Source organism: Paenibacillus sp. USDA918EY (assembly GCF_009870825.1).
In the GTDB taxonomy this organism is placed as follows: domain Bacteria; phylum Bacillota; class Bacilli; order Paenibacillales; family Paenibacillaceae; genus Paenibacillus_AQ; species Paenibacillus_AQ albilobatus.
Genome location: NZ_WTWY01000008.1, coordinates 224,735 through 250,194, shown reverse-complemented (window position 1 = coordinate 250,194; position 25,460 = coordinate 224,735). Strand labels below are relative to the sequence as shown.

Sequence of the window (25,460 nt, the reverse complement as noted above, 5' to 3'; positions counted from 1 at the left end):
TATAGAGCCTGGGGGATCGAAGCATGTACGCCTCCCGAAAAACCTTGAAAGAATGGATGAATCCATCCCCTTAACCGTCTTCTATTCATTGAGGTAGGTCGTTACCTTGTTCTGGATGAGCTTCGCCACCGCTTCAGACGATTTCTGCCCGCTGAAGAAGGCGGGAGCCTCGTCGAACACGATTTTCTGGATTTCTCCCGGCATATCGGATTTCATATTAACTGCCTTTGCAATGATTGCATCCAGATCTTGAAGATCGGTTTCCGTCACCTGTATCGTTTCATTCTGCTTTCCTTCGCTTTCCACGGTTACCCCGTCCTTCAACACACGCTTCACTTGCTTTTCATATGCGGCTTTGCTTATCGGGAAGAACTGCGCCGTCGACGGTTCCTCATCCCCTGACATTAAAAACTTGAGAAAATCCCAGGCTTCCGCTGTTACGGGAGAGTTCGCGTTCACCGCTAAGTTGTCGTATGTGCTAAAGAATCCCCCCGGCTGTTGTCCTTCCCCTTTCGATTCCAGGTAATAGGCGGGCTTGCCGTAGTTGGAGCGCTTCAAGTTCGAAACGTAGCTCCCTGGGGAGTTGATATCCACAGGAATGAAATAACTTTTCTTAAAGTTTCGGTAATCGAATGAAGCGATCTTTTGCTCCTCCATCGTTTTGGTCTGCTCCAGCAATTGGACAAATAGACCATTTTCAAAGTTAGCCTTCCTATGCTCAGCATCTACAAGCCGGGAGTAATTGCCACGGACAATATCATAGATAAAGCTGATTTGTGCCTTGTATACATAGCCGTACTCATAATCTCCTTTCTGAACGAGCTGCTTCAATACATCCGTGAACTGGTTCCAATTCCACGTTGTATCATTAAATGATACATTCGATCGCTCTATTGCTTCCTTATCCCCGATCAGCGCTTGCAAGGAGAAATGAAGAGGTACGGTATAAATACTGCCGCCCGGATTGGCATGATCCAGAATATTCTGGAAATACTGCTCTTTCTTAAACGATGAATCCTGCTCCATCATGGAACTCAGGTTCACCAGCAGCTTCCGGCCGACGTACTTGTCCGCGGGCAGCCAGTCCATCTCAATCAGATCGGGACCTTTGCCGGTTAATAGCTCGGTGCTGGTCGTTTGCCTGAATTTCTCGAGCGCTTGTCCGCTCAGATCGTCGTCCTCTTTCGCTGCATATTTCAGATTGATCGTAATATCCGGATGCTTCGCCTCATACTCCCGTTTCGCCTGCTCGTAATACGCGTTGTAATGATACATCGAGAACGTGATAGTCTTGGGCTTTCCATCCGATGCTGCCAATTCATTCGGGTTATTCATTTTACCTTGCTCATTCGCTTGATCTGACGGATTTGCTCCTGTCACATGCTCTCCTTCAGCACCGGATTTTACCATGCCCTTGTTTCCCGCGCCGCTGCATCCTGCAGCGAAGATGAACAGGCAGCAAATGAATAACGTTAATGCTCTCCGCACGATGAAACACTCCTCTCCTTTTGAAAATGTCCTTAAGCCTAAACGGTCATGGCTGATATTTTCCAAATATAAAGTAAGGATGTCTCCAAAGCTTCACCTACTTGTAAACAAATTGTCTCCAAAACAACCCCACAGAGTGAAGCCTATGCTTCTTCCGAATACTTTGCGGGGACCCCAAAAACATATAAATTTACTTTTTAAAAAAAGACGGCCGACTGAACAAAATATCGTTCAGTCGGCCGCAAATAGGGTTACTATGATTCATAAAAATGAAATCCCTGATGCAATCTTCCGCCCGCCGTCAACCATAACGGATTCCCGTTTGTCCTGAACCGTGAATCGATCAAATAGAGGGACTATCGTGGAGAGCATCTTATCTTTCATTTCCCGAGGCATGAAGCCAAGTTCCACGGATTGACTGTCGATGTCATCCGCACGATCAACAAACTGCAGATCTCCGAACATGGCGATGACCGCAGAGGAGGTCGTTACCTGTGTAGCGTTAAACGGAGCAAGCTCAAGCAGCTTTTCCTTGGCTTCCCGACTTTCAATGATAACGAAGCGCCTGGGCTGCAAGTTGAACGATCACGGCGCAAGTGTCGCCTCCGCCAATATTTGGCTTAGTTCCTCATGGCTGATTTTAACCTCCGGGTCGTACTTTTTAATCGCGCGACGGCCGTGGAGCACCTCGTAAAATCCCGGATTTCTTTTGGTCATGTTCATATCTTTTCCTACTTTCATTCGTTTAGTATCGTATCGGTCGAAGTGCCGTGACTGCCGCCAAGCAGCCGGTCGATAATGACAGCAAGCGCTTGTTTTTTCTCGGCGTATTCTTCTTTTTTACCGGCAAAAATCCCCTCATCGAGCCAAAACGAAGCACCCACCAATAAAAACTCTGCCACCACATCCGGCTGGCTGACACGAAACGTTCCCTCTTCCATCCCTTGCTGGACGATCTGTCTGACATAGGGAAGCAGGGCCTCAATTTCGGCAACAATCCATTTCTGATGCAGGGTGCTGTTGTTTTCTTGATGTACATATTCAAATACAGCATCGTTCCGTTCGTTCGGGTAATCTTCTGTAAAGAGACGAAGCAGTTTCTCGGAGGCGTGCAGTTCTTTACTGTCCACCAGTTGTTTCACTTGATCCATCCGGAAGGCCATCGTGCGTTCACAGGCGGCATGAACGACTTCCTCTTTGGACTGGAAATAGTAGTAGAACGTCCCCTGCGCAACTCCGATTTTTTTCACAATATCGCTGACCGAAGTCTGCTCGTAACCTTTGTTGTTGAATAGTTCCATGGCGGCATCCAGGATTTCGTCTTTGCGTTCTTGCGGGTCTTTCGAAATTCGTGGCATTGTAAAATCTCCTTTTCGTTCACTCCTGTTCTTAATTAAGAATATAACCATTGACTGACAACCAGTCAACAGAAAATCCTGATCAGGACCCAAGGGCGTCCGCTTCCAATCCTCAGTCAAGACTGAAAAAAGCCGTCAGTTCTTTCGCTACCACTTCTGGCTGCTCTTCAGGGATAAAGTGGCCGCAGAAGCTTATATTGCCCCCTTGTAGATCTTGCACAAATGCCCTAAGGGGAGTTACCATGTCTGCGATAGATCCCTGATCGGCGCCAAGAGCGAGAGTGGGTACCCTTAGTTTCCCTGAGGCACTTAATTCGCGATTTTGACCGATAAGTCCAGTATTTTTATCTGTGACAGAAACTATTGAGCCCGACCCGTTCCCCGAAGTGAATGGATAATTGAAAGTCTCTAATCAAACTTCATGAGCACCTGTTAAACAGATTCTTTGAATAATGGATCGATATACAAACGGACTACCTTTTGTATAATTGCATCTTTAGTATAACCACGATGTTCTTTTAAAAAAACATAAAGCTCCGGTGATATTGACGCCAACATTGCATCCACCCTAAACCCGGTATCTCTGTCGTTGTTGTTACGTTCCGACTCCGCTTCGTCGATCAATTTACAAAATTCCTGATATAGAAACGTATAGATTTGCGAATGATACATCAATTGTTGTCGCTCTTCGCAAGAAGGAGCTTGCAAATAGACTAACCAATTGGAGTGCTCGTCAATATAATTGACACAATATTGCACCATTTCAATTAATCGTTCTTGTAGCGATACGCCGGGGTTGTTTTCCAGAAAATTGGTAACCAACTCGATGAATTCTGAACTACTCTCCTTCATCAAGTCCTGACATATCTCCCCTTTATGAGCGTAATGCCTATATAGTGTGCCTTGTCCAATGCCTGCCGTCGTTGCGATCTTCCGCATTGTGATTTTATCTACGCCATGTTCTGTAAAAAGTGATTCTGCAATCTGCAAAATGGTTTTTCTGGATTTTATAAAATCTTTCCGTTCTTTTTTCATTTGCATTCCACCTCTTGATACTATTTTATCAAATTGCCGGTTTTTTTACGATTTGACAAGTGGACATATGCCCGGTAATATGATTTTTATAAAACGGACATATGTCCCTTTTACAAAAAATCATAATCGAGTATATCAGTTATGGAGGAATGCTGAAAAAATTTCGAATAAAAGAGCCCTGCTATCCAAACATTGAAGGACTTCAATTGCAGAAAAGGAGAATAACCATATGTATGACTATAAAGGAAAAACGGCATTGATCACTGGCGCTTCTTCCGGCATTGGAAAAGCATTCGCACATGAAATCGCTGGTAGAGGCATGAATCTTGTACTTGTAGCTCGCTCTGAAGATAAATTGTTGCGTCTTGCAGAGGATTTGAAGCAAAATCATCATATACAAGTGGAAGTTGTCGTCGCAGATTTGAGTAAAGAAGAATCCGCTCAAGAGGTTTATGATACGGTTAAACGGAACCAGCAACAAGTAGACCTATTAATTAACAATGCAGGAATTGTGACTCATGGTTTGTTTGCGGAGAAAACATTGCGTTCCCAGCAGGATGAGATACGCCTCAATGTGTATACTCCCGTGAGTTTATCCCATCTCTTTATACAAGACATGTTTCGAAGAGGTCAGGGGGCTATCATGAATGTGGCTTCCACTGGCGGTTTTCAACCCATGCCCTACAGGGCCATCTACAGTGCAACGAAAGCCTTCTTGATTAATTGGAGTGAGGCGGTATGGGCAGAGGCCAAAGAGAAAGGTGTCTCCATTGTCACCTTGTGCCCGGGACCAACGGATACCAACATTTATGAAGCGATGGGAACCAACGATTCGGGGGTCGGCAAAATGGTACCGCCTGAACACGTTGTCCACACCGGGTTACGCGCTTTGGAAAAACAACAGATGACGGTCATTGACGGGAGAAGCAACTATTGGATTTCGCAAGCGTATCGATTCTTCCCCCGTCAAACGTTGGTTAACCTGATGTACCGGATGTTCCATCCGAAATCGACGAGACATCGGAAGAAGACTTCTTTTTGATGTTGACGCAACAGGTATTTCCATGCCTATAACGACCCCCATAAGTTTTGGAGACAATTTGTTCACAAGAAGACGATGAATTGGCAACATGTCTGTTATAAGCTTGGTGATGCGCCGGAAAATGTGGCAGCCTGGAAACAAAGGGGATCGTTACATGAAAAAAACAGCATGGCTGGGACTCGTTCTGTTGGTACTGCTTTCCGCCTGCTCCAGCGCCGGGGGGAACGACAGCGGGACGGGGACTGTCTCGGACACGCGGTACACGGAAGCGAAGACGGGTGGCGAGGAGGACAGCGGGACGGCGGGCAATGCGGATCCGAGCAAGCATGTGAAGCTGGTCATCGCTACCTATGGCTTGAGCGAGCAGGTACAGAAAGCCGTGAAGAAATACGAGATGCTGCATCCGAATATCGACATCGAACTTCAAGCATCTTCGAATTCGGGCAAGGATTTAAACGACGCGCTGGCCAAACATGAGCAATTCGTCAAAAACAACAACACAGCTCTTCTAGCCGGCAGTGGCCCAGACGTGATCGAACTCGACGAGCTTCCTTCCGATCAATATGTCAGGCGCCATCTGCTGGCCGATTTGAACCAATTGATGAAGCAAGACCCTGATTTTCACCGGGAGCTGTATTTCACCAATATCATGGACCATTTGCAGAACGACGGCGGGTTGTACGGCATGCCGCTTTACTTCTCTCTGGTCGGTCTGTTCGGCGACGCAGACGCTATCGGGAAAGCAGGTGTCACGTTCGATGACGGCAACTGGTCGTTAAGCGACTTTATCGACACCGCCAGACAATTGAAACAGAAGGGGGATTACAAATATGCCTTCGCCGAGGAGCCTACCGCTCTGCTTGGCGAACTGGTCTCGGAAAATTATGCACAGCTTGTGACCGTAACGAAAGGGGAAGCGCACTTTGACACGGACGCCCTGGCCGATATGATGCGGCAGGTCAAAACGATGTTCGACGAAGACCTTGTCTTCAACTTTCATTTGGGAGGACGACCGGCAACGAATGTTCCCCAATCCGGAAAAGCCTATTTCTTCGGGACCGAGCTTTCTTCGCTGCGCAAAGCCGTTATGCTCGCCCCTTATCCGCATACAAAGCTATATGCCAAGCCGCATTCCTCAAGTTCGGGAGGCGGAGGCGACTTCAAGCCGCATGGAACGCTCGGCGTCAACGCCAACTCCATCCACCAGCTGGAAGCTTGGGATTTCATCAAATTCCTGTTGAACGACGAAAGCGTACAATCCTATATCGATGCGCTAGATGCAAGTCCCGGCTTTCCGATGAACAAGGCTGTTTACGAGCAGCAGATGAACAAAATCCTTCGCGACGGGGTGGTGAATACGGGGGGCGATTCCTCTACGATCAAGGTCGACCCCGTCCTCCTGAAGCAAGTGGACGCCTATCTTTCAGGTGCCGTTAATCCTGTGGGCGGACCGTCCAAGCTAGAAAAGATCATCGATAACGAATCGAAGGCTTTCTTCGCCGGTCAGAAGTCGGCGGAAGCGGCGGCCAAGCTTATCGGGAACAAAATCAACCTTCAGCTTAACGAATAAAGTTATAAATGGTTGATTTCAGAATCATATTTCTTCACGATCTCTTAGAATGTATTCTTCTTCTGGCATTTCTCAATGTTGTTTTTCAGCTTAATAAACCGCCACTAAGGGCGGTTTATTAAGCTGGCGTTCCCACAACAACATTCAATTGAATGTTGTATGCAAGATTGGGATCAGGTCAATAGCACCGTCGCCGGCACGCGGACTTTGCCAATCAAATGATTCCGCAAATGTTCCATCATGGACAACGTGCCCGACTAATCGTTAACCACTTCAATAATGGCCGAAATGTCCATGATCGCATATTCCCTCCCCTTTGCCTGCCCCAAATCCCTGCGAATATGGAGTTTAAGCAACAAATCAATGACCCGTTTTAAGGTTCTTTATCTTGTGCTTGGCATGCTGGCAAACCCATTTTGTACTTTATCGGCCAGATTCGAAATGGTTTGCTGATTCAGATCCGTAAAATCATGTTGTTCAAGCACGCTGATCATTCCACTTATGATAAAGGTAACCATAAATTCGTCCATTCCATGATTTCGATCCTGATCATCGACCTTCTCCAATACCTTCTCAATGATTGCGTTTTTCATTGTACATAAGCTGTATGAAAGACTTGGAGATTTAAGAAAAGGCATATAAATATCTTTGTTCTTATCAAAGGTCTTCATAATATCTTCCAGTACAACCGAAAAATTATGAATGATATCCGCAAAGCTGTATGGAGCAAACACGGCAATCAAATCATCGACGATGGTATCCCGTAAGTAATCGGCACAGTCGTAAATATCTCTATAATGCAAATAGAAAGTGCTTTTATTGATATTGGCGACCTCGCATAATTGTTTCACAGTCATTTTGTCTATACTTTTTTCTCTTAATAGTTTTGCCAAAGCGGATTGAATAGCGTCTTTCGTTTTTTGTATGCGCCGATCCTTCATCATGACCTGCATAAATAGACACCTCCACAAAATTCGTCGAATAATAAACTTTCAGCTGCAAATTGATGTTTGCAAGCGTAAGCCTCCGTCAGCATAATAAAAGTGCCGATACTTTTTAGACTGTAGTCTATTATTAAAATGGTGTCAATTTGGATCGATAGGGCACAGGAGGAACTTGTATGAATTCATTCACCTTTTCCAACGGGAGAACAATAAAAAACACGCTTGTGATGGCGCCTATGACGACTTATTCATCCAATAAAGACGAGTTCTTCAGCGAGCAGGAACTTCGTTATTATGAGAATCGATCAAAGGACGTCGGAATGCTCATTACCGCCGCCCTCTCTGTTTCTGTAGATGGGCACGGATTTTTTAATCATGTGTCATTGGATTCAGATCGGAATGTTGCTCGATTCAGTGAATTTACTGCAAATTTAAAAAAAGAAGGGGCAGTCATCGTAGCACAATTAATTCATGCAGGGAAGTTAGCCCTTCCGGCGGAAATTGGAGAGAATGACGTCATTGCGCCCTCTTCCGTTCCAGCGAAACGGCCAGGCTATGCCATTCCAAAGGAAATGACAAACGAACAAGCCGAACGGATCGTTCAGGACTTTTACGAAGCGACCAAGCGTGCCATTAAAGCCGGTTTTGACGGAGTAGAGCTTCATGGTGCAAACGGTTATCTTATTCAGCAATTTTTCTCCCCTTACTCGAACCGAAGAAAAGATCAATGGGGGGGAACGATCCAAAATCGACTTCAGTTCCCGCTCGCAGTCGTTCAGGCTGTTCAGAAAGCCGTCGCCGAATTGAAGCCCGACCATTTTATCGTTGGTTATCGCCTATCGCCGGAAGAAACCGGACAAACAGGGATCGCATTGGCCGACACCAAATTGTTAATAGATGCCCTAATTCAAAGAAACATTGATTATATTCATTTCTCACTTAGTCAATTTAATCAAAAAGGGATTCGTCCTGAAACTAAAAACGTCGAGATCGGGCGTGAGCTTATCGACTTCATTGATCGACGTGTACCTGTCATCGGCGTCGGCAAAATAAAAAGCCTAAAAGATGTGGTCGCAGCGCATTCTTATGGCTACGATCTTGTCGCAATAGGAAGAGCGCTCCTGTTCCGACCGCGCTTCGGAAAGGCGATTGTCGAGAACAAACCCATTACGTTTAAATACTCTCCGTTCATGTTCATAAAAAACGATCTCCCCAGGGGGCTATTTCAATTTCTTAAGCAGGTCATTCAAACGGAATTGACAGGGAAATTAAAAAATGCATGGAGACGATAACGCAGACCCAGTAGGTCAGATTTTAGAGGTGATATTCGCGTGAAAGGATCGATCAATAAATCAATAATTAAATTAAACATCCCTTATGAGAACTGAAGTCTACATAAGGGATGCCTTATTTCATAGAACTTGCAATATTAACCAAGACTGCGCAGAATGCGCAACTTGAATAGATGCCATTAATCCATATATAAAGCCCTTTACCGAAATCTGTTCATCAACGACCACGTAACCCGTCGCATACCACCGACAGGATGCGCTCCGATAATCCGGGATCGGCATTGGATTCCAGAGTACGCATAACACCAAATAGAATAGCCGATATATCGGCTACCTGAATGTCATTGCGAACTGAACCCGCTTGCTGGGCGCGTTTCAGTAATTCCCCTAGTGCATGTTGAAAATCCATTGCGTTACCAGAGAGTGGACGATGAATGCCTTCACCAGCTCTGGCTAAAGTGGCGATTATGGCTTTATTTCCCATGCTCTCTCTCACAATGAGCGACAGAAAGTCAAAAAAGGCTAGACCTGGATCGTCTTGCAAGAGCATCTCCCTTGCTTTCTCGATGAGACATTGCTTAAAACTGAAAACTACAGCTTCAATTAATTCTTCTTTCGTCGGAAAGTGACGATATACCGTTCCAATCCCAATCCCTGCACGACTGGCGATTACGTCTATTGGAACGTCCAATCCCTCAGTGGCGAAGACTTTCGCTGCAATGTCCAGTACGCGGTCTCTGTTTCGTCTGGCGTCCGCCCGTAATGATTTTCCCGTTGTAACCGCACCGATTGAATTGGAATCCTTATCTTCTCGGGCTTGCGAAGGCTCTTTATTTGGCATATGAATGACCCCCTCTCACAAACACATTATACACTAAATTGACAAACGGAGTTTGCGTTCCGTATAATAAACGGAGTCATAGTTCCGTTTATAAAACATCACTCTATACTGGGGGTATGAAACATGTCATTGCAAAATCATCGAGCCGTAATCGTAGGCGGTACTTCCGGCATTGGTTTGGCGACCGCAAAATTATTTCTCTCTCAAGGTGCCCAGGTCATCGTTGCCAGTCGTTCACAAGAGAAAGTCGACGCAGCGGTAAGGGAGATCGGGACAGCACAAGGGTATGTCCTGGATTTCCGGGATGAAAGCCGGATGAAACAGTTCTTTGAAAAGATTGGTGACTTTGATCACCTCGTCGTTACCGCTGCCGGGGGTGGGTCTTCCAATGCTCCCTTTGGTTCTTTGGGAATCGATGTTGCGAAGGCTGAGTTTGACAGCAAGTTCTGGGGGCAATATGCAACAGTAAAAGCCGCCCTGCCTTTTATCAGGCAGTCCGGGTCGATCACGCTTACTTCCGGTGCTGCTGCCGCTCGACCGGCAAAGGGCGCCTCGACGCTGGTTGCGCTAAACTCAGCCATTGAGGGCCTTGTCCGTGTTTTGGCGATGGATTTGGCTCCTATACGAGTCAATGTTGTGTCGCCAGGGGTGGTGGATACACCTGTTTTCAATGGAATCGACGCCAATAGTCGTGCAGTGATGTTCCAGAAGATTGCCCAGTCACTTTTACTACAGCGCGTTGCAAAGCCCGAAGAGATCGCTGAGGCGTACGTGTACTTGGCGAAAAACACATACACGACCGGGTCCGTACTTCAAGTCGAGGGTGGTGCAATCCTGTCGGGTATCTAAACATACCACATCGGCACCGATGCCAGGAATCAGCGGCGAATCGATGCGGCGATTTTTCCGCCCATATTCGCGTTTTGGTCGATCAGATTTTTTTCGTAGTGGCAATTCATAAGCACCATGAAAACAATAAAAAACCTGAATCCTTCATGGATCAGGTTTTGACATGATATTCAAGATTTAATCGACGTAATAAGCCGCAAAGCTGCGGATCATGGGCTTCTCTACGCTTGCAAGCGCCCGTATTCGCAGCGCGTCGGTTTCAATCGTGCCAAAACGGTCGATTTTTTTATGTCCAATCGCGCTTCCCCTGACAAGCTCTTCCCAATGGCCGTTGACATAAGCTTCAAGAACATACTCCTGAACGCGTTCCCCCTGAGCGATGTCCTCCATTAGAACAACATGATTCACGGGTTGAATATGGTTCAAGGCGAGCAGCAGCTCCGTACCTTCACCCTGCGTCTGGCCGATGGACTGCCCGAATCTGCGCCGGATTTCATCCCCGAATTCGATGACTCGCGCTGCATCAGCATCAGGGAGAAGCCCGCGGTTATCCGGAGAGATGTTCAACAGCAGCGTGGCCCCGTGGCCGACCGACCGGTAATAAATGTCCAGTACATCCTCCAAGCTTCTTAAGCTCGCTTCGTCGTCGGGATGCCAGAACCAGTGTCTTTTGCGGATCGGAACGTCGCATTCGGCAGGCACCCAGGAAGGAGTTCCCTCCATCCATGTCAGCATATCGCTGGTGAACATGCTTTCCCGCGCCGTCGTTGCCGTATTCCAGCAAGGGTATGGAGCGACGCCGTCCTCATTGCCTACCCAACGGATCGTGGGCCTTCCCATATTAAAGACCATCGCTTCCGGCTGATATTTGTCCACCAGTCCGATGATTCTCGGCCAGTCATATTCCCGGCCTTGAGAGCCCGCCCCATCGAACCATACCTCGACAAGCGGCCCGTAACCCGTCAGAAGTTCCGTCAATTGCTCCGCATAGAAGTCGTCGTATGCCTCCTGATCCGGGTAGCAAGGTTCGTGCCGGTCCCAAGGGGATAAATACAACCCGAACTTTAGTCCTTCTTCCCTGCAAGCATCGGCAACTTCCCTTACGACATCTCCCTGCCCGTTTTTCCACGGGCTTGATTTCACGGAATAATCGGTCGTTTTCGTCGGCCACAGACAGAAGCCGTCATGATGTTTGGCGGTCAGCACCAAATATTTGAATCCTGCACGCTTTGCTGTTCTGGCCCATTGCCGGGCATCAAACGCCGTTGGATGAAAAAGCTCCGGGGAATCCGTCCCTTCCCCCCATTCCTGATCGCAAAACGTGTTGATGCCAAAATGGCAAAACATCCCCAGCTCAAGATCCTGCCATGCAAGCTGCTGCGGCGATGGTTTCGCAAGCACCGTCATTTTCCATACACCTGCTTTCCAAAAAATTCAAAGCTCACCCCTCACGCCATCAATCGCGACCGCGCAAGGGATGAGACCTTCGTCAGGTTTCGTTGCGTCGTCTATTTTTTGGCATCCAGCGCTTTTTGATAGATTTCCAGGTACTGGCTCAATTGAAGCCCATCGAACCCTTTTACGTAAGAATCCCATTCTTTGTTAATATCCTTGGAGCCGGTAATAAACTGGGCCATATTGGATTTTACGTAACTGACGAGCGTCGTTTTGATCTGCGCTGCGATCTCGGCATCTTCAAGCGCTATGAACAAGCCGTTTGGATATTGCTCCTTGGAATGATACGGTTCGTACTCCTTGGAAACCTGGTTCAGGCGCGTGCCGTAGCCGTCCGGTGCAAGCGGGTCCTGCGGTGCTACCCAAGACGCGCGGTAAGCGTAAGTCCGAAGGGATGGGCCGATTTGCTCCCAACCGTCGTTATGGGTCGGTTTTTTGTCCGTTTTCGGAATCGAGGCGTATTTCGCCTGCTCTCCATTGAAATCCAGTTCTCCGGTTTTCGCCTTCCGCCACCCCTTGTCTTCAGGGCCGTTTTCCTCCAGAACGATGGCTTCCTCCGTGTATAAATAATCCGCTAACCGGATCGCGGCAATCTGCTGCTCTTTTGTCGCTTTATTCGTAATCGCAAACTGGGAGCTTCCGATCCCCGCAAAATTAAGCGTCTGTTGAACGCCGTTCGGGCCTTTCAGCGGCGGCACGACAACGTAGTCCTTATGGCGCGGAGCTTTATCGTCCATGCTGTAGGCGTAACTGATTAATGCCGTCGTGAGGGTACCCATGACGTTATCCGGCTCGCGGTTGGCCATTTGCTGAACGGCGTCGGCGTTTTGGGTAAAGGCCGCCGGATCGATTAATCCCTCTTTGTACAGTTTGTTGAGATAAAGAAGACCTTGTTTCCACTCTTCTTTATTGGCCGTAAAGTCGACTTTACCGTCGATTTGGCGGAGGAACGTTCCCGAATCTTTATCGACGTAGTCATCGAGGATAAAGGAGTTCATGAGGAACGCCGAAACGTTGCCTGCCCACATCTCGTCGGAGCCCGTTAACGGAATTTCATCCTGTTTGCCGTTTCCGTTCGGATCCTTCTCCTTAAACGCTTTCAGGACATTGTAAAATTCGTCCGTCGTCGTTGGAACAGCCAGGCCTAGTTTATCAAGCCATGCTTTGTTGATCCACATTTTGAGCGCATTGTCGCAATGGTAACATTCGTTGACCTGCGGCAAAGCGTAGATGTTGCCGTCAGGCGCCGTAATCGAAGCCTTCATGTAGGGCAGATCCTGCATCGCTTTTTTAATGTTGGGAGCGTATTGGTCGATCAAATCATTCAGCGGGATAAAGACTCCCTGCTGCCCGTATTTCATCTGTTCTTCCTTGGTCAGCCCCCCGTGCAAAATGACTTCCGGATAGTCGCCGCTGGCAAGCATAAGCTGCTTACGATCGTTTAACGCGTTATCCGGGACCAAATCCCAGTCGATTTTGATGTTCGTTTTGTCTTCAAGATATTTGGTAAACAAATTCGTATCCATGTTTTCGATCGTCGCGAATTGCGGCGCGAACATTTTGATCGTCATCGGCTCTTTCACGATCGGATAGGTGCCGACCGGCGTAAATACATCGCTCTGCTCCGCAGGCTTATTGTCTTTTTGATCGCCGGAAGCTTCCGGCCCCGTGGATTTGCCGCCGCTGCAGGCGCTGAGAAGAAGCATGCAAACCAACATGCAGCTGATGGTGCCTAGCCATGTTTTTCCAAGCTTTTTTTGCATCGAACTTTTCCCCCATTCATCATCATGGTATTGCCGGGCAAAAACTTTGTTTTTATGACATCCGAACCTCGAGCTTATCCGCAAAACGGACAGCACCACCCCCTTTAAAGCGGTTATGGCGGCGTGGAAGCCGTCTTTAGCCCTTTAACGAACCGATCATGACCCCTTTGACGAAGTGCTTCTGCACAAAAGGATAAATAATAAGGACCGGCGCACTCGCAACGACGATGAGCGAATATTTAATCAAATCCTTAAGCCCCTGCTGCGCCTGCATCTGGTTGACGTTCGCCATCATGGAGGCATCCACCGTATTCAGGATGAGTATGTTGCGGAGTATGATTTGAAGCGGGAACAAGTCGGGCGACCGCAAAAAGATCAAAGCATCAAAATACGCATTCCAGTGTCCGACGGCATACATCAGCGTCATCACGGCAATGATCGGTTTGGACAGCGGCAGAACGATGCTGAATATAAACCGCAAATCGCTGCATCCGTCCAGTTCCGCCGCTTCCGACAATTCATCCGGAATGGTGGTTTGGAAAAACGTCCGGGCCACAATGACCTGAAATACGCCCATCGCTCCCGGCAAAATCATCGCCCAGCGGGTATCCAGCAAATGCAGGTCTTTGACGACGAGATAATAAGGAATCAGTCCCCCGTCAAACATCATGGTGATCACAAGCAAAACCATAAAAAAGCTGCGGCCGTAAAGGGTCTTCTTGGCCAGCGGATAACCAAGCATGATGGTCAGAGCCACGTTAACGACCGTGCCGACGACGGTATAAAAAAGCGAATTCATATAGCCGACGCCGATTTGCGGATTGCGGAACACCGCTTTGTAGCCGTCCAGCGTGAAATCAACGGGAAAAAGCCATACTTTGCCCGACGTAACCGCCTGGGGCGAACTGACGGACGAGCTTAATATGTAGATCAGGGGCACCGCCACTATGACAAGAATCAGCGTCAAAAACAGGTAGACGAAAGCAACGAATAGGCGATCGCCTTTGGACTCGCGAATAGCGGTTCCTTTGAACATAAGATCTCCTCTCTTTCTTGGTGCTTGTGCGTTCTCATGCATCCAACCGGGATAGGTCTACCACAGGCTGTTGCTTGACAGCTTTCGGGCAATGTAATTGACCGTGATAAGCAGAATCAGGTTGATCACCGAATTGAACAGACCGATGGCCGCCGAGAAGCTGAAGCTCGACCCAAGCAAACCAACCTTATAGACATAAGTGGATATGACCTCCGAGGTGCTAAGGTTCAGCGGATTTTGCATCAAATATATTTTTTCAAAACCCAATTTCATGATGTTGCCCAGGTTCAGAATGAGAAGGATGACCGAGACGGGAACCAGGCTTGGGATATCGATGCGCAAAATCTTCTGGATGCGGGATGCGCCGTCCACCTTGGCGGATTCGTACAGCTCCGGATTCACGCCGGAAAGCGCGGCGATGTAGATGATCGCGCCATATCCCGTAAACTGCCATACATCGGACCATACATAGATGGACTTGAAAAGACCCGGCATGCCCATAAAATTCGTATTGCTTACGCCGAGCATTTCGAAAAACTTGCTGACCATCCCCACATGCGGCGTCAGGTTGACGATAATGATCGATACCATGATGACCGTGGAAATAAAATAAGGGGCATAAGAGACCATCTGTACGGTTTTTTTGAAAATGCCGTTTCGGATCTCGTTCAGCGCCAGCGCCAAAATGATGGGTGCGGGAAAGCCTACGATCAGGCCGTAGAAGCTGATGCCGAGCGTGTTTTTGATGTAAAGCCAAAAATTCGGCGATTCAAAAAACTGGTGAAAATATTTAAGTCCGACCCAGTCGCTGCCCCAGATGCCTTTGATGACGTTAAAATTTTTGAATGCGATTACAATGCCGGCCATCGGTATATATTTGAAAATAATCAAATACAGGACGGGCAGCAGCAATACGAGATAAAGCTGCCAGTGCCGCTTGATTTTTTTCCCGACGTTGCTTTTGCTCGGCGGCGCTTGAGAAGATAAAGAGATTTTCCGAGCCAGTCCCGGCTCGGCCTGCGGCTTGCTGATCAGTCTTGGCATGATGGGTAAACTCCTTCCGTTCGATCATACTTTCGGGCATGCTTACGGGTGCTGGGAATGTAAGCCGATTGTATAGGAAACCGCAAGCACGCAACAAGAAACAAAAATAAACCGGATTAACCGTTTTCGCCTGCCGGCCCCAATGCACGTAAATTCCCGCAAAATAAAGTCTTAGCCGCAATACCGATCGCCCGGATTCCCAATCCCACTAGCAGCCGACTGCGACGAATGAAAAAAACAGCGATGCGCGATCGCTGTTCTTAACCGTTTTCTACGACTGAATCATTTTCGCCTGCCATGCTGCGCAGCTTGTCAGCCCGGTATTCGCCGGGAGCGACACCGACGGTCCGCTTAAAAACACGGGTAAACGAGATCGCATGGGTATATCCGACCCGTTCCGCAATCTCCTGCACCGAATCCCCCGTTTCCGTCAGCAAACGTTGCGCCTCCTTCATGCGGATATCGATCAAAAAATCAACGAATCTCTGTCCGGTGTTTTCTTTGAACAGCTTGCTTACGTACTTGGCGTTCAGATGAAACCGGTCTCCAAGCATCTCAAGCGACAAGTCGGGATTGGCGTAATCCTGCTCGATGAGCCGGCAGATGTCCCGGATGATGTTCGAATGCTGCCTGCGATCCTGAAGCTGTTTCATCGTCTCAAACTGGGCCGAAAGCACCTGCTTCGTTTCCTGCCTCAGCTGCTCCAAAGAGTAACAGTTATCCACGCTCTCCGTCAGCTTTGGCAGCCCCTCCCGAATCCATTGGTTGTATATCTCCTTGCTCATGCCGGACATTTCGCGGCCGATGTGATAAATGAAATAATTCATCAGGTTGAAAATTTCATCATTGGTCAACAGGCCTTGCTTCAACTGCACGAACCATGTGTCATAGTCTTCGCTCCAATTCGCCTTCAACATCCGATAGGACTGCACGATGGAGCGGATTTCCCCCAAATGGGAATACACTTCGGCGACGCCGTGACGCGAAATATCATCGCCTTGGATCAGCCGGTTTTCGCCCAAAACGATTTTATATTGCAAGGCTGCCAGCGCTTTTTTATACGACACCGGAATATCGCTTAAATGCGGCGTGGATTCGCCCATGCCCATCGTAATCGTAAACTTCAGGTTTTGGTCGACCCATGCGATAACCTGCTCGGCAAAACGGGGCAAAACCGCGGTTCTGAAATGGTCGTCGTCGCTTTTTTCAAACAACATGACCGACAAGCCGGAGGAAGACATCCATTCGGACCACACCCGGCAGTCCCATTTGGAGGCTATCTCATGGACGACGGTCCGCAAGGTAAACTTAAGCAAATCCTGATCGGCTTTCGAATAGTTCCTGCAAAAGTCGCCGTATTTATCGATTTCAATCATGAGGATGCGAAATTGATCCAGCGGCTGCGGCAAGTTCAGGCGGGCCGCCTCCGATTTCAATTCGGAAACCGTCAGCGATGAATCCCCCTCAATTAATTGATGGAACATATACCGGGTCCGCAAATGCAGATCCTCCCGGTATTTTTCCTGATACTGCTTGGATTGCTCCAATATGTGGTCAACAGCGGATTCAATGAAGGCAAATTCATCCGGTTTGCCTTTCCACAAGCCTCCTCCCGCCACCGGGAGCGAATAGCTGCTGAACCTGGCGGCGATGGCTTCGATCGGCTTCGAATTCCGTCTGGTGACATAAATCATCCAAATAAACCCGACGGCAATCATGACGAGTCCGATGATGAACCAAAGGTTATACAGATAAGAGACAGCGCTTACAAAACCATGGTTCACAAGGCCGCTCCCGTATTTCCAATTGGTATAGCTCGATACATACTCCGAGTAAACTTCGGACGGCCCGACCTGGACGTCGCTGCCGAACAAAGCCCGGCCCGAAGCATCCTTGACTTGGATAAAGCTGACCTTGGACTCGTACATCGATTTGGTTAAGTTGCTTAGAGAATCCGCGGCCACGTTGACGACGATCATGCCCAGGTCGTTTTTCATGTAAGGCGACCCTCTGACCAGGCTGACGACCTGCTTGCCGCCTTTCATTTTAAATTGTTCGAACGTCCGTACGCCCGTCCATTTGGGGGTCATCGATATTTGGTACTGCTCGATAAAACTCCGGTCCGGATACGTGCCGATAAACCCGTTCGTCGCGTCGCTGAGCACATATCCGTCCGAATTCCTGACAAGATAAATCGAATCGATCAAGGGATAATAATTAATCATTTCCTTGAGCTTCTGCACGGCCCTGATATTAATATAAGGATCGCTCGCCGCCGTCGACTTGAAAAAATCATTCAAAGGTTTGCTGTTGATGCTCTCAAGCACGATCATGTTATCGATCACCTTTAAGGACGTATCCACGATACGCATCGCTTGCAGGGAGAGGTTCTTATTGGCGTTCAACGCCTCCTGGCGGCTTTGTTCGCCGAAGATCTGAAAGAACACAAAAAATATGAACGTAATCACAATGATAAAAACCGGCATGTATGAGAGCAATAGACGTTTAAACCAGGATTTACGCATGAGCAGCCCCCGCATAAGTTGATTTTTTTCCACCCTTCTCATTTCACCGTTGGCCTCCCAAATCCTTTTTACGAATGAACAAAAATGCACCCCTCGGATGGCATAGGGCACCGCAAGAGTAACCAGATACCTTATCCAAGGGATGCATTCGCCACGGGAAACGCTGCAGTGATTGCAGGCCACAAGAAAACGTACCGTGCGGATTTATCACGGGATTTCACACCTTAGGATTGACTGATCCAAAAATGAGCGAAACTTGAAAATGTACCTTGTTTTTGTAACCTTTAGGTGATATCATGTGTAACAAAGGTTACATTTTGATGGGAGGCGATCCATTTGGCATCCGAAGTAACACAGTTGGAAAAGAACAGGACGACATTCATTAAGAGAAGTCTGATTGGTTTTGCAATATGGCAGCTGACATATTTGATTCGGTATCTACATTTAGACACCGTCAAATTAATCACTGTCTTCACGGCCATAATTTCTGTTATGGGCGGGATTGTCTGGGCATATTACCTCATAAAAATTGTCCTGTTATCGTTTCGCATGCAAAAGAAGCGCCGATTTGCCATTTCGTTAAATAATGAGTATTTTCAAATGATTCGACTGAAAAGCTTTACGGTAGGGTTTTGGGTTATTTTGGGGCTGGTTGGGATTTTTTTTACGCTCAGCTTGTTTGTTGCATTAAACATCCAGCTTGTTTTACACTTAATGCTCGTCGTTGGCGTCATTTCTCCCCTAATATATTACTTAATCCTTGACAAAGATGAGGTTCTCGATGATGAGTGAAGACGTTCTAGAAAATACGATAAAGGTGCAACGAGCCAAAATGAATTTGACACAAGAACAGCTGGCAGAATTGATTGGGGTCACCAGAAAGACGGTCAACACGATTGAAAACGGAAAGTTCATACCGAGTACGGTGTTGGCCATTAAGATGGCAAGAGTTTTTGGTCTTCCCGTCGAGGAATTGTTTATTCTGAAATAACGCGGGACTGAACGCCTTTGAGGGGGCACCGGAGAACACGAGTCGCACGGGACGAAAGCTTCAGGAGTTCTCTCCTGTCCTAGATTCACCATATGCAAAAAAAAGCAGCCAGATTCGGCTGCTTGGTTGTTTATGTATGGTGGAGCCTAGGGGGATCGAACCCCTGACCTCATCGCTGCCAGTGGGGAGATGGGGTTGGATTGTGTTCCGTTAGGGAAAGCGGAGGAAAGCCTTATAGGACAAGGCTTTTTTGAGTTTTTTGTTTCTACGTTCGAGTACTTTGTAACGCTCAGAAAGTACAAGTGTGACCACAATCTTTCACTTCGATAAAAATAAAAGAACACAGATGCCAAAACTTTTCTGTGAAAGTCCATGCTTACATGCTGGAGATTGCGGCAATAAGCGATGGATTATTTTATGTCACCTTAAGTATATACATTTCCACTGCTGATCTTTTTCAAAATATGGACCTCTCTCATCTAAAAATCCAATTTCCCTATTTATATAAATATTTTTAATCACACTTACTATTAGATTATTTTCACTATTGTCTATCCTTCGATAAGTAAAACCTGTTCTATAAAAACCTAGCTCAGTTTTCAATTGATCATTGCCAATGTTAATCATGATGTTAATTCCGTCTCTACTATCACCATAAATATGTATCAGTTCTTTGTCTTTTCCATTATTAACTTCGTAGCTTTTAAAATAATTTCCGAAAATTTCCGTTTTAGAATTTAAAATTCTTTTTAATCTCGATAAATCGTTTATCTTATTATAGTTGGTTTGATCTCTATTAATAATTCTCGAATATTTCCTTTTGTTTTTTAATGATATAATATTTAGTAACTCTTGACGTAATTCTTCATATAAACTTATCATTTTTTTATTTATAAATTTATGCATGTTAATTTCATCATAGCAACAAACAGCTATATTGATAATTAATTGTTCAAGAGAAGCCCTTTCATTCTCATAACATAGAAAAAAATATCGCTCAAAAGCACTATCTTTACTCATAGCTTTACTTGTATTGTCTGAGAGTCCTATTGATAAACCAAATTTATATATCGTATTAGACCATTCTTTTTTTAAGGAAGCTGTTTGTTTCATTTTTCTAGATATCTTTTTCGGTTTTCTTTCCTTATTTTTTCTAGCTAATTTTTGTACATCTTTTTTTATAAATGATAATTCATCTTCAAAATACAATCTCGCTTTTACTAAATTATGACTTCCCAAAACATTTAATATAAAATCCAGTCCTATTTTATACATTGCTTCATATTTATTGTTATCTAAATCATAATATTGTAAATAAACACTGACATCAGGAATTGTTAATGGTGTTTTCTTCTTTTTTGCATGATAATATTGTATGGTTTGTTGAAAATCTTCGGCCTTCAAATTAAGAAAATCATCAATATTCCATAAACTACACAATATAATACCATTTAAAGAGCTATTAATAGGCAGTAATTTTTTATCCCCTTCGCTACCAATGTAAGTGATTTCATGTTTCTGAAAATAGTTATCACCTGATACTGAAACTCTTTCCATTTGCAATGGATTCTGACTTAACCAAAATAAGTTTTTATCTGCGATTAAGGAATCTTCAATTTTTACTAGTAATGTAATCTGAATATTTTTTGCATAGCCCTTTCCTGTATTTCTAATATTAATATCAAATATTTCTGATATTAATGGAACTTGATAAAAATTCATTATATTACCGCGTTTATTTACTTTAGAATATTTTTCTGGGCTATAAATTTCTTTAGGATTTTCATCAAAATCTAATACTAAGAACGGCTTAATATTTTCTTTACGAGTTTCTCTTAAAGTTATCAGTACCCCTATTAGTGTTCCAAATCCACCTAATATCCCCCCAAAATAACTACCGAAGAATGAAACCCAACCATCATTACTGGCATTAGAGTAAAAATTGTTATTAATGATAATTCCATTTACAATCAGTGGGATTATTATTGAAATTAAAAGTACAATAATTATCATTAATAAATATTTTATTTTTTTATTCACTTCATCACCTCTTCCTAATCCAAATATCAGTTTTTCTGGAAATAATAATAGATTTTTCACCCATCATGTATACGACTCATCATTCATTATTATGTATAATTCGACCATTTCTGTCGTTCCCCTTTTTTTTAATACTATAAAGATGAGTCAATAACCCTATTGAAATCCGAAATATCGATAGAATGAAATCTATATTATATCCCTGAGATACCTATGCATGATGGTTAGTCCTCGATAGACGCTAATCATGCAAATGCCGGACACGATCAAACCGTGTCCGGCTCTTGTTTTTCTAACCATAAAATTAGAAAGCGTATTTTATGAACGATTATCGCAATGAGGAACTGAAATACTGATTTCGGAATCTTTTAAGGGAGCGTCCAGACAGCTGTCTTATTCAAACAGCTATTTGAGCAGTTCCCGACAACAACAGAGTTAGTAAACGTGTCTGAACAGCAGTTAACCAACATAAAGGGAATAGGTTTTGCAGGGCTCGCCAATGCAGCTACGAAATACATCAAAAATATACCTACTGTGACCACGGACAGAAGTCAGTATTTCTTCATACAAAAAGCCTTCAAACACTCGGAAATCCTTGTGTTCAAAGGCTTTTTTAAGTATGGAGCCTAGGGGGATCGAACCCCTGACCTCATCGCTGCCAGCGATGCGCTCTCCCAGCTGAGCTAAGGCCCCATGTTATTATGTAATGCTCTTTTAAAGAGCACTCCTATAATATATCATGGCGGATGCAGTTCTGCAATACTTTTTTTCAAAAAAAGAGGACGCCCCGGCCCTAGAGCCAACAGGGCATCCCCTTCCACCGCAGTTTATTTCACCGTCCGGTTATACTCCTGAATTTTCGAGGTGATCTCTTTGGCCGCGTCGTCCAGCGCCGCTTTTGGCGTCTTTTTGTTGTTGAGCACTTCTTCGATGGCGCCTTCGACGATTTGTCTCGCTTCCGGGAAAACGCCCATGACGGCGCCCTGCGTAGCCCGGTTCAGCTTGGTGTTATGGAGCTGGTCGATCGCCGTTTGGAACTGCGGGAACTTCTTCAGGTTTTCTTTTACGCTGTCTTGTTCATAGGCTTTGGTCGTAATCGGGAAATATCCGGTGTTGATATGCCAAAACGCCTGCTGCTCCGGCGAGGTCAGGAATTTGATGAATTCCCAAGCCGCCTTTTGCTCCTCGTCGGGACGGTTGTTCATCATCCACAGACTTGCGCCGCCGACGATAACCCCGCCTTCCTTCGCATCCGCCGGTTTCGGCAGGAAACCCGTTCCGACCTCAAACTTGCCTGCCGTGCCATCCACAAGCCCCTTCAGCGCAGCCGTGGAATCGAGGATCATCGCCACCTGGCCGGCGGAAAACGCCTTTTTCGAGTCATCGGTTTTCCGTCCGAGGTTGTTGGCCGCTTTCGAATCGATGAGGTCCTTCCACCACGTCATGACTTTTACGCCCGCTTCGGAATTCACCAGCGATTCGGTCGCCAGATCGTCCCGGCCGTTGCCGTTGTTGACGTATTCGGCCCCCTGGTTCGCAAAAAACTGCTCCATAAACCAGCCGTAAATGGCGAAGTTGGCGCCGACGGCTTTGCCCGTTTTCGAGATTTTGTCCGCGGCCGTCTTCAGTTCTTCAAACGTCTTCGGCGGGTTTTCCGGATCGAGTCCGGCTTCCTTAAACAAATCCTTGTTGTAATACAAAATCGGGTTCGACGTGTTAAACGGCATCGAATACAGCTTGTCGTCGAACGTATAATAGCCGCTGATGTTCGGTTCGAGCTGGCCGACGTCCCATTTGTCCTGATCGATGAAGTTCTGCATCGGCGTAATGAGCTTGGAATCGATCATGAACCGGCTGCCGATTTCGTACATCTGCACGACCGTCGGCCCTTCGCTGGTGCCCATGGACGCCTTCAATTTGCTCAGCAAATCATCATACGTTCCCTGGTACACCGCTTCCACCTGGATTTTATCCTGCGACTTATTGAAATTGTCGACTAGCTGATCCACAACCTTCGTCGTCGCCCCGCCCATGGCATGCCAGAACACGACCTTTTGCGCTCCGCTTTTCGTTTCAGTCCCTTTGGTGCCGGGATCGGTTGTTGTTTTCGGCTCATCCTCGCCCATGTTAACGCTGCAGGCGGCCATCAGCAGCATCACCGCCGCCAGCAGCAAACTTACAAGCCTTTTCTTCCCCATAGTCTGCTTCATTCCTCCCCTTTTATTAAGAAAATGATGCCTGTTGCCTTCTATGACAAGCCTTGCCGTAAACCCAAGGCCGATCACCGCGTTTATCCTTTTACCGCTCCAGCCGCGATCCCCCGAACCAGCTGCTTGACGCCAAATGCGAGCAAGATGAAGGACGGCAGCAGCACCAGCGTCACCCCGGCCAAAATCAAATTCCAGGACATCACCTCGGCATGCTGCAGCATCGCCACCCCGATTTGGACGGTCCGCATGGACGCCCGGTTCGTAATGAGCAGAGGCCATAGATAATGGTTCCAATGCGTCAGAAACACGTAAACCGAAAGCGTGGCCAGCGCGGGCCTGGCGAGCGGGATCACGATGGAAAAATAGGTGCGCAAATGCCCGCATCCGTCGATTTTGCCTGCATCGAACAATTCGCGCGGCAGCTGCAGAAAAAACTGGCGGAGCAGGAACACCCCGAAAGCGCCGGCCATAAAAGGAACGATCAGCCCCTGGTAGCTGTCCATCCAGCCCCAGCTTTTGATCAGCAAATAGTTCGGAATGATCGTCACTTCCCACGGAATCATCATGGTCGACAGAAATACCGCAAACAGCGCGTTTTTCCCTTTGAAATTCAGGAACGAAAAAGCGTAAGCCGCCAGGCTTGACGTGACCACTTGACTGATCATAACCGCGGCCGACACGATAAAGCTGTTCAAAATAAACCGGACGATCGGAAATCCGGCGATAGCCTCCTTGAAGTTGCCGAGATATAAACGGGTCGGAAACAGCGGAGGAGGAAAATTGGACACTTCTTTTTCGGTCATAAAGGAAGAAAACACCGTGAAAATAAGCGGATACAGCACCATCAGCGCCAACGCGGCGAGCAGCACGTACAGCAGTAGCGCGGTCGTTCGTTTCGCAATCATTGATAGTGCACCCTCTTTTCCAGAACTTTGAACTGCAGCACGGTCAGCGCCAAAATGATCATAAACAGGATAAGCGCCTGTGCGCTGCCGATGCCGAAGCGGAAATTCACAAAAGCATCCTGGTAGATCGAATAGACCATGACGTTGGTGGAGTTGATGGGACCGCCTTTGGTTAATATATGGATTTGGCCAAAAGCCTGGAAAGCTCCAATCACCGACACGATCAAGGCGAAAAAAATCGTCGGCGACAAAAGCGGAATGACGATGCGTACAAACGTGCGCACAGGTCCGGAACCGTCGATTTTAGCGCTTTCATAAAGCTCCTCCGGAATGCCCTGCAGCCCGCTGGACAACACGATGTACAGAAACCCCATATTCATCCAAATCGTCATGAGGGAAATGGAAACAAGCGCCCATGCCGGATCGGTCAACCACGGAATCGGACCTACGTGAACGAGGCCGAGAAAATAGTTCAACATCCCCGCCGTCGGATGGAACAGCAGAAACCATATGATGGAGCCCGTACCAACCGAAATGACGATCGGCAGCGAGAATATGAACTGGAAAATTTTCATCCCCCGCAGCTTGTTGTGGGTGATCGCCGCCAAAAACAAAGACCAGATCAGCGAAGTCGGCACCGTATACAAAATGAACATCAGCGTAACGCTCAAGTTCGAATACAGCTGATGCGATTTGAACAGGGTGACGAAATTTTCGAACCAGACGAATTCGGCTACCTGCCCCCGGGGATCCGTGATCGTCATGCTCAAATAAACGGATTTCAGCATCGGGTAAAACAAAAACATGACGAACAAAATGATCGAAGGCGCTAAAAAAGCGTAAGCCAGGACATGCTCTTTCCAAATATTCCGTTTGGACATCCTTCTTTTAGGCTTTTTTACATTTAAAACGCTTTCATAATTAGACAAATCGATGACCCCTCCCATGTCTCCCGATGATATTCGTCACAACAAGCCCATATATGTTATTATCTTACATTCGTTTTTTTGCCATTGTCAACAAATATTCACAATTAAATTTCGAACAACCTTTACAAAATTAAAATATATTT

General features: G+C 46.6%; 22 protein-coding genes and 1 tRNA gene. 6 read left to right on the top strand and 17 right to left on the bottom strand.

Annotation, left to right across the window (positions count from 1 at the left end):
• Positions 1-81: 81 nt before the first annotated feature.
• The 5 genes from GQY55_RS18235 to GQY55_RS18220 all read right to left on the bottom strand — a co-directional run bounded on the left by GQY55_RS18235 (position 82) and on the right by GQY55_RS18220 (position 3,881).
• On the bottom strand, positions 82-1,554 hold the full coding sequence (locus GQY55_RS18235; protein WP_160043292.1) for an ABC transporter substrate-binding protein: 1,473 nt from the start codon (positions 1,552-1,554) through the stop codon (positions 82-84).
• A gap of 195 nt (positions 1,555-1,749) precedes the next feature.
• The gene (locus GQY55_RS18230) at positions 1,750-2,064 is read right to left on the bottom strand and encodes a hypothetical protein (protein WP_160043291.1); all 315 of its coding nucleotides are present in this window, start codon (positions 2,062-2,064) and stop codon (positions 1,750-1,752) included.
• Positions 2,065-2,073: 9 nt separating this feature from the next.
• Complete coding sequence (locus tag GQY55_RS31490; protein ID WP_236575694.1) at positions 2,074-2,205, bottom strand: nitroreductase family protein; 132 nt, start codon at positions 2,203-2,205, stop codon at positions 2,074-2,076.
• A gap of 20 nt (positions 2,206-2,225) precedes the next feature.
• The gene (locus GQY55_RS18225; RefSeq protein WP_160043290.1) at positions 2,226-2,846 is read right to left on the bottom strand and encodes a TetR/AcrR family transcriptional regulator; all 621 of its coding nucleotides are present in this window, start codon (positions 2,844-2,846) and stop codon (positions 2,226-2,228) included.
• 432 nt (positions 2,847-3,278) lie between these two features.
• Positions 3,279-3,881 (bottom strand): TetR/AcrR family transcriptional regulator, encoded by a 603-nt coding sequence (locus GQY55_RS18220; RefSeq protein ID WP_160043289.1) that lies wholly within the window; start codon positions 3,879-3,881, stop codon positions 3,279-3,281.
• A 229-nt stretch (positions 3,882-4,110) separates the two neighbouring features.
• Between GQY55_RS18220 and GQY55_RS18215 the strand changes: the two genes are divergently transcribed.
• On the top strand, positions 4,111-4,923 hold the full coding sequence (locus GQY55_RS18215) for an SDR family NAD(P)-dependent oxidoreductase (protein ID WP_160043288.1): 813 nt from the start codon (positions 4,111-4,113) through the stop codon (positions 4,921-4,923).
• 154 nt (positions 4,924-5,077) lie between these two features.
• On the top strand, positions 5,078-6,493 hold the full coding sequence (locus GQY55_RS18210) for an ABC transporter substrate-binding protein (protein ID WP_160043287.1): 1,416 nt from the start codon (positions 5,078-5,080) through the stop codon (positions 6,491-6,493).
• A gap of 383 nt (positions 6,494-6,876) precedes the next feature.
• Here GQY55_RS18210 and GQY55_RS18205 read toward each other — a convergent pair whose 3' ends face one another.
• On the bottom strand, positions 6,877-7,446 hold the full coding sequence (locus GQY55_RS18205) for a TetR/AcrR family transcriptional regulator (RefSeq protein WP_201452181.1): 570 nt from the start codon (positions 7,444-7,446) through the stop codon (positions 6,877-6,879).
• 167 nt (positions 7,447-7,613) lie between these two features.
• Here GQY55_RS18205 and GQY55_RS18200 point away from each other — a divergent pair, with 167 nt between their 5' ends.
• Positions 7,614-8,729, top strand: a complete 1,116-nt coding sequence (locus tag GQY55_RS18200; protein ID WP_160043286.1) for an oxidoreductase — start codon at positions 7,614-7,616, stop codon at positions 8,727-8,729.
• Between the two features lie 217 nt (positions 8,730-8,946).
• Here the strand turns inward: GQY55_RS18200 and GQY55_RS18195 are convergent, their stop codons facing one another.
• Positions 8,947-9,570, bottom strand: a complete 624-nt coding sequence (locus GQY55_RS18195) for a TetR/AcrR family transcriptional regulator (RefSeq protein WP_160043285.1) — start codon at positions 9,568-9,570, stop codon at positions 8,947-8,949.
• Between the two features lie 123 nt (positions 9,571-9,693).
• Between GQY55_RS18195 and GQY55_RS18190 the strand changes: the two genes are divergently transcribed.
• Positions 9,694-10,419, top strand: coding sequence for an SDR family oxidoreductase (locus GQY55_RS18190; RefSeq protein WP_160043284.1), 726 nt, complete (start codon positions 9,694-9,696; stop codon positions 10,417-10,419).
• 177 nt (positions 10,420-10,596) lie between these two features.
• Here GQY55_RS18190 and GQY55_RS18185 read toward each other — a convergent pair whose 3' ends face one another.
• The 5 genes from GQY55_RS18185 to GQY55_RS18165 form a co-directional block, all read right to left on the bottom strand.
• Positions 10,597-11,826: an alpha-L-fucosidase gene (locus tag GQY55_RS18185; protein WP_160043283.1), complete on the bottom strand. Its 1,230-nt coding sequence runs from the start codon at positions 11,824-11,826 to the stop codon at positions 10,597-10,599.
• A 101-nt stretch (positions 11,827-11,927) separates the two neighbouring features.
• On the bottom strand, positions 11,928-13,637 hold the full coding sequence (locus GQY55_RS18180) for an ABC transporter substrate-binding protein (RefSeq protein ID WP_160043282.1): 1,710 nt from the start codon (positions 13,635-13,637) through the stop codon (positions 11,928-11,930).
• A 136-nt stretch (positions 13,638-13,773) separates the two neighbouring features.
• Positions 13,774-14,673: a carbohydrate ABC transporter permease gene (locus tag GQY55_RS18175; protein ID WP_160043281.1), complete on the bottom strand. Its 900-nt coding sequence runs from the start codon at positions 14,671-14,673 to the stop codon at positions 13,774-13,776.
• A gap of 57 nt (positions 14,674-14,730) precedes the next feature.
• On the bottom strand, positions 14,731-15,717 hold the full coding sequence (locus GQY55_RS18170) for an ABC transporter permease (RefSeq protein WP_160043280.1): 987 nt from the start codon (positions 15,715-15,717) through the stop codon (positions 14,731-14,733).
• A 260-nt stretch (positions 15,718-15,977) separates the two neighbouring features.
• The gene (locus tag GQY55_RS18165; RefSeq protein ID WP_236575693.1) at positions 15,978-18,164 is read right to left on the bottom strand and encodes a helix-turn-helix domain-containing protein; all 2,187 of its coding nucleotides are present in this window, start codon (positions 18,162-18,164) and stop codon (positions 15,978-15,980) included.
• Positions 18,165-18,578: 414 nt separating this feature from the next.
• On the opposite strand from GQY55_RS18165, the gene GQY55_RS18160 reads away from it, so the two are divergent.
• Positions 18,579-19,034: a hypothetical protein gene (locus GQY55_RS18160; protein WP_160043279.1), complete on the top strand. Its 456-nt coding sequence runs from the start codon at positions 18,579-18,581 to the stop codon at positions 19,032-19,034.
• Positions 19,027-19,233, top strand: coding sequence for a helix-turn-helix transcriptional regulator (locus tag GQY55_RS18155; protein ID WP_160043326.1), 207 nt, complete (start codon positions 19,027-19,029; stop codon positions 19,231-19,233). Before GQY55_RS18160 ends, GQY55_RS18155 begins: the two co-directional genes overlap by 8 nt.
• A gap of 420 nt (positions 19,234-19,653) precedes the next feature.
• On the opposite strand, the gene GQY55_RS18150 is transcribed toward GQY55_RS18155, so the two are convergent.
• The 5 genes from GQY55_RS18150 to GQY55_RS18130 all read right to left on the bottom strand — a co-directional run bounded on the left by GQY55_RS18150 (position 19,654) and on the right by GQY55_RS18130 (position 25,269).
• Positions 19,654-21,333 (bottom strand): hypothetical protein, encoded by a 1,680-nt coding sequence (locus tag GQY55_RS18150; RefSeq protein ID WP_236575692.1) that lies wholly within the window; start codon positions 21,331-21,333, stop codon positions 19,654-19,656.
• A gap of 560 nt (positions 21,334-21,893) precedes the next feature.
• Positions 21,894-21,966: transfer RNA gene (locus GQY55_RS18145), tRNA-Ala, on the bottom strand.
• A gap of 134 nt (positions 21,967-22,100) precedes the next feature.
• Entirely contained in the window at positions 22,101-23,471 is a 1,371-nt protein-coding gene (locus GQY55_RS18140; RefSeq protein WP_160043277.1) for an ABC transporter substrate-binding protein, read from the bottom strand.
• 92 nt (positions 23,472-23,563) lie between these two features.
• Positions 23,564-24,388 (bottom strand): carbohydrate ABC transporter permease, encoded by an 825-nt coding sequence (locus tag GQY55_RS18135; protein ID WP_160043276.1) that lies wholly within the window; start codon positions 24,386-24,388, stop codon positions 23,564-23,566.
• Positions 24,385-25,269 carry a carbohydrate ABC transporter permease gene (locus tag GQY55_RS18130; protein ID WP_236575691.1) on the bottom strand — a complete coding sequence of 295 codons (885 nt, stop codon included), beginning with the start codon at positions 25,267-25,269 and terminating at the stop codon, positions 24,385-24,387. Before GQY55_RS18130 ends, GQY55_RS18135 begins: the two co-directional genes overlap by 4 nt.
• Positions 25,270-25,460 lie beyond the last annotated feature (191 nt).

Excerpts from the sequence above, each read along its gene's own strand:
- GQY55_RS18155 (WP_160043326.1), top strand. The coding sequence starts at position 19,027 with ATGAGTGAAGACGTTCTAGAAAATACGATAAAGGTGCAACGAGCCAAA.
- GQY55_RS18190 (WP_160043284.1), top strand. The coding sequence starts at position 9,694 with ATGTCATTGCAAAATCATCGAGCCGTAATCGTAGGCGGTACTTCCGGC.
- GQY55_RS18205 (WP_201452181.1), bottom strand. The coding sequence starts at position 7,446 with ATGCAGGTCATGATGAAGGATCGGCGCATACAAAAAACGAAAGACGCT.
- GQY55_RS18185 (WP_160043283.1), bottom strand. The coding sequence starts at position 11,826 with ATGACGGTGCTTGCGAAACCATCGCCGCAGCAGCTTGCATGGCAGGAT.
- GQY55_RS31490 (WP_236575694.1), bottom strand. The coding sequence starts at position 2,205 with ATGACCAAAAGAAATCCGGGATTTTACGAGGTGCTCCACGGCCGTCGC.
- GQY55_RS18200 (WP_160043286.1), top strand. The coding sequence starts at position 7,614 with ATGAATTCATTCACCTTTTCCAACGGGAGAACAATAAAAAACACGCTT.
- GQY55_RS18140 (WP_160043277.1), bottom strand. The coding sequence starts at position 23,471 with ATGGGGAAGAAAAGGCTTGTAAGTTTGCTGCTGGCGGCGGTGATGCTG.
- GQY55_RS18170 (WP_160043280.1), bottom strand. The coding sequence starts at position 15,717 with ATGCCAAGACTGATCAGCAAGCCGCAGGCCGAGCCGGGACTGGCTCGG.
- GQY55_RS18195 (WP_160043285.1), bottom strand. The coding sequence starts at position 9,570 with ATGCCAAATAAAGAGCCTTCGCAAGCCCGAGAAGATAAGGATTCCAAT.
- GQY55_RS18130 (WP_236575691.1), bottom strand. The coding sequence starts at position 25,269 with ATGTCCAAACGGAATATTTGGAAAGAGCATGTCCTGGCTTACGCTTTT.
- GQY55_RS18175 (WP_160043281.1), bottom strand. The coding sequence starts at position 14,673 with ATGTTCAAAGGAACCGCTATTCGCGAGTCCAAAGGCGATCGCCTATTC.
- GQY55_RS18225 (WP_160043290.1), bottom strand. The coding sequence starts at position 2,846 with ATGCCACGAATTTCGAAAGACCCGCAAGAACGCAAAGACGAAATCCTG.
- GQY55_RS18220 (WP_160043289.1), bottom strand. The coding sequence starts at position 3,881 with ATGAAAAAAGAACGGAAAGATTTTATAAAATCCAGAAAAACCATTTTG.
- GQY55_RS18210 (WP_160043287.1), top strand. The coding sequence starts at position 5,078 with ATGAAAAAAACAGCATGGCTGGGACTCGTTCTGTTGGTACTGCTTTCC.
- GQY55_RS18135 (WP_160043276.1), bottom strand. The coding sequence starts at position 24,388 with ATGATTGCGAAACGAACGACCGCGCTACTGCTGTACGTGCTGCTCGCC.
- GQY55_RS18180 (WP_160043282.1), bottom strand. The coding sequence starts at position 13,637 with ATGCAAAAAAAGCTTGGAAAAACATGGCTAGGCACCATCAGCTGCATG.
- GQY55_RS18215 (WP_160043288.1), top strand. The coding sequence starts at position 4,111 with ATGTATGACTATAAAGGAAAAACGGCATTGATCACTGGCGCTTCTTCC.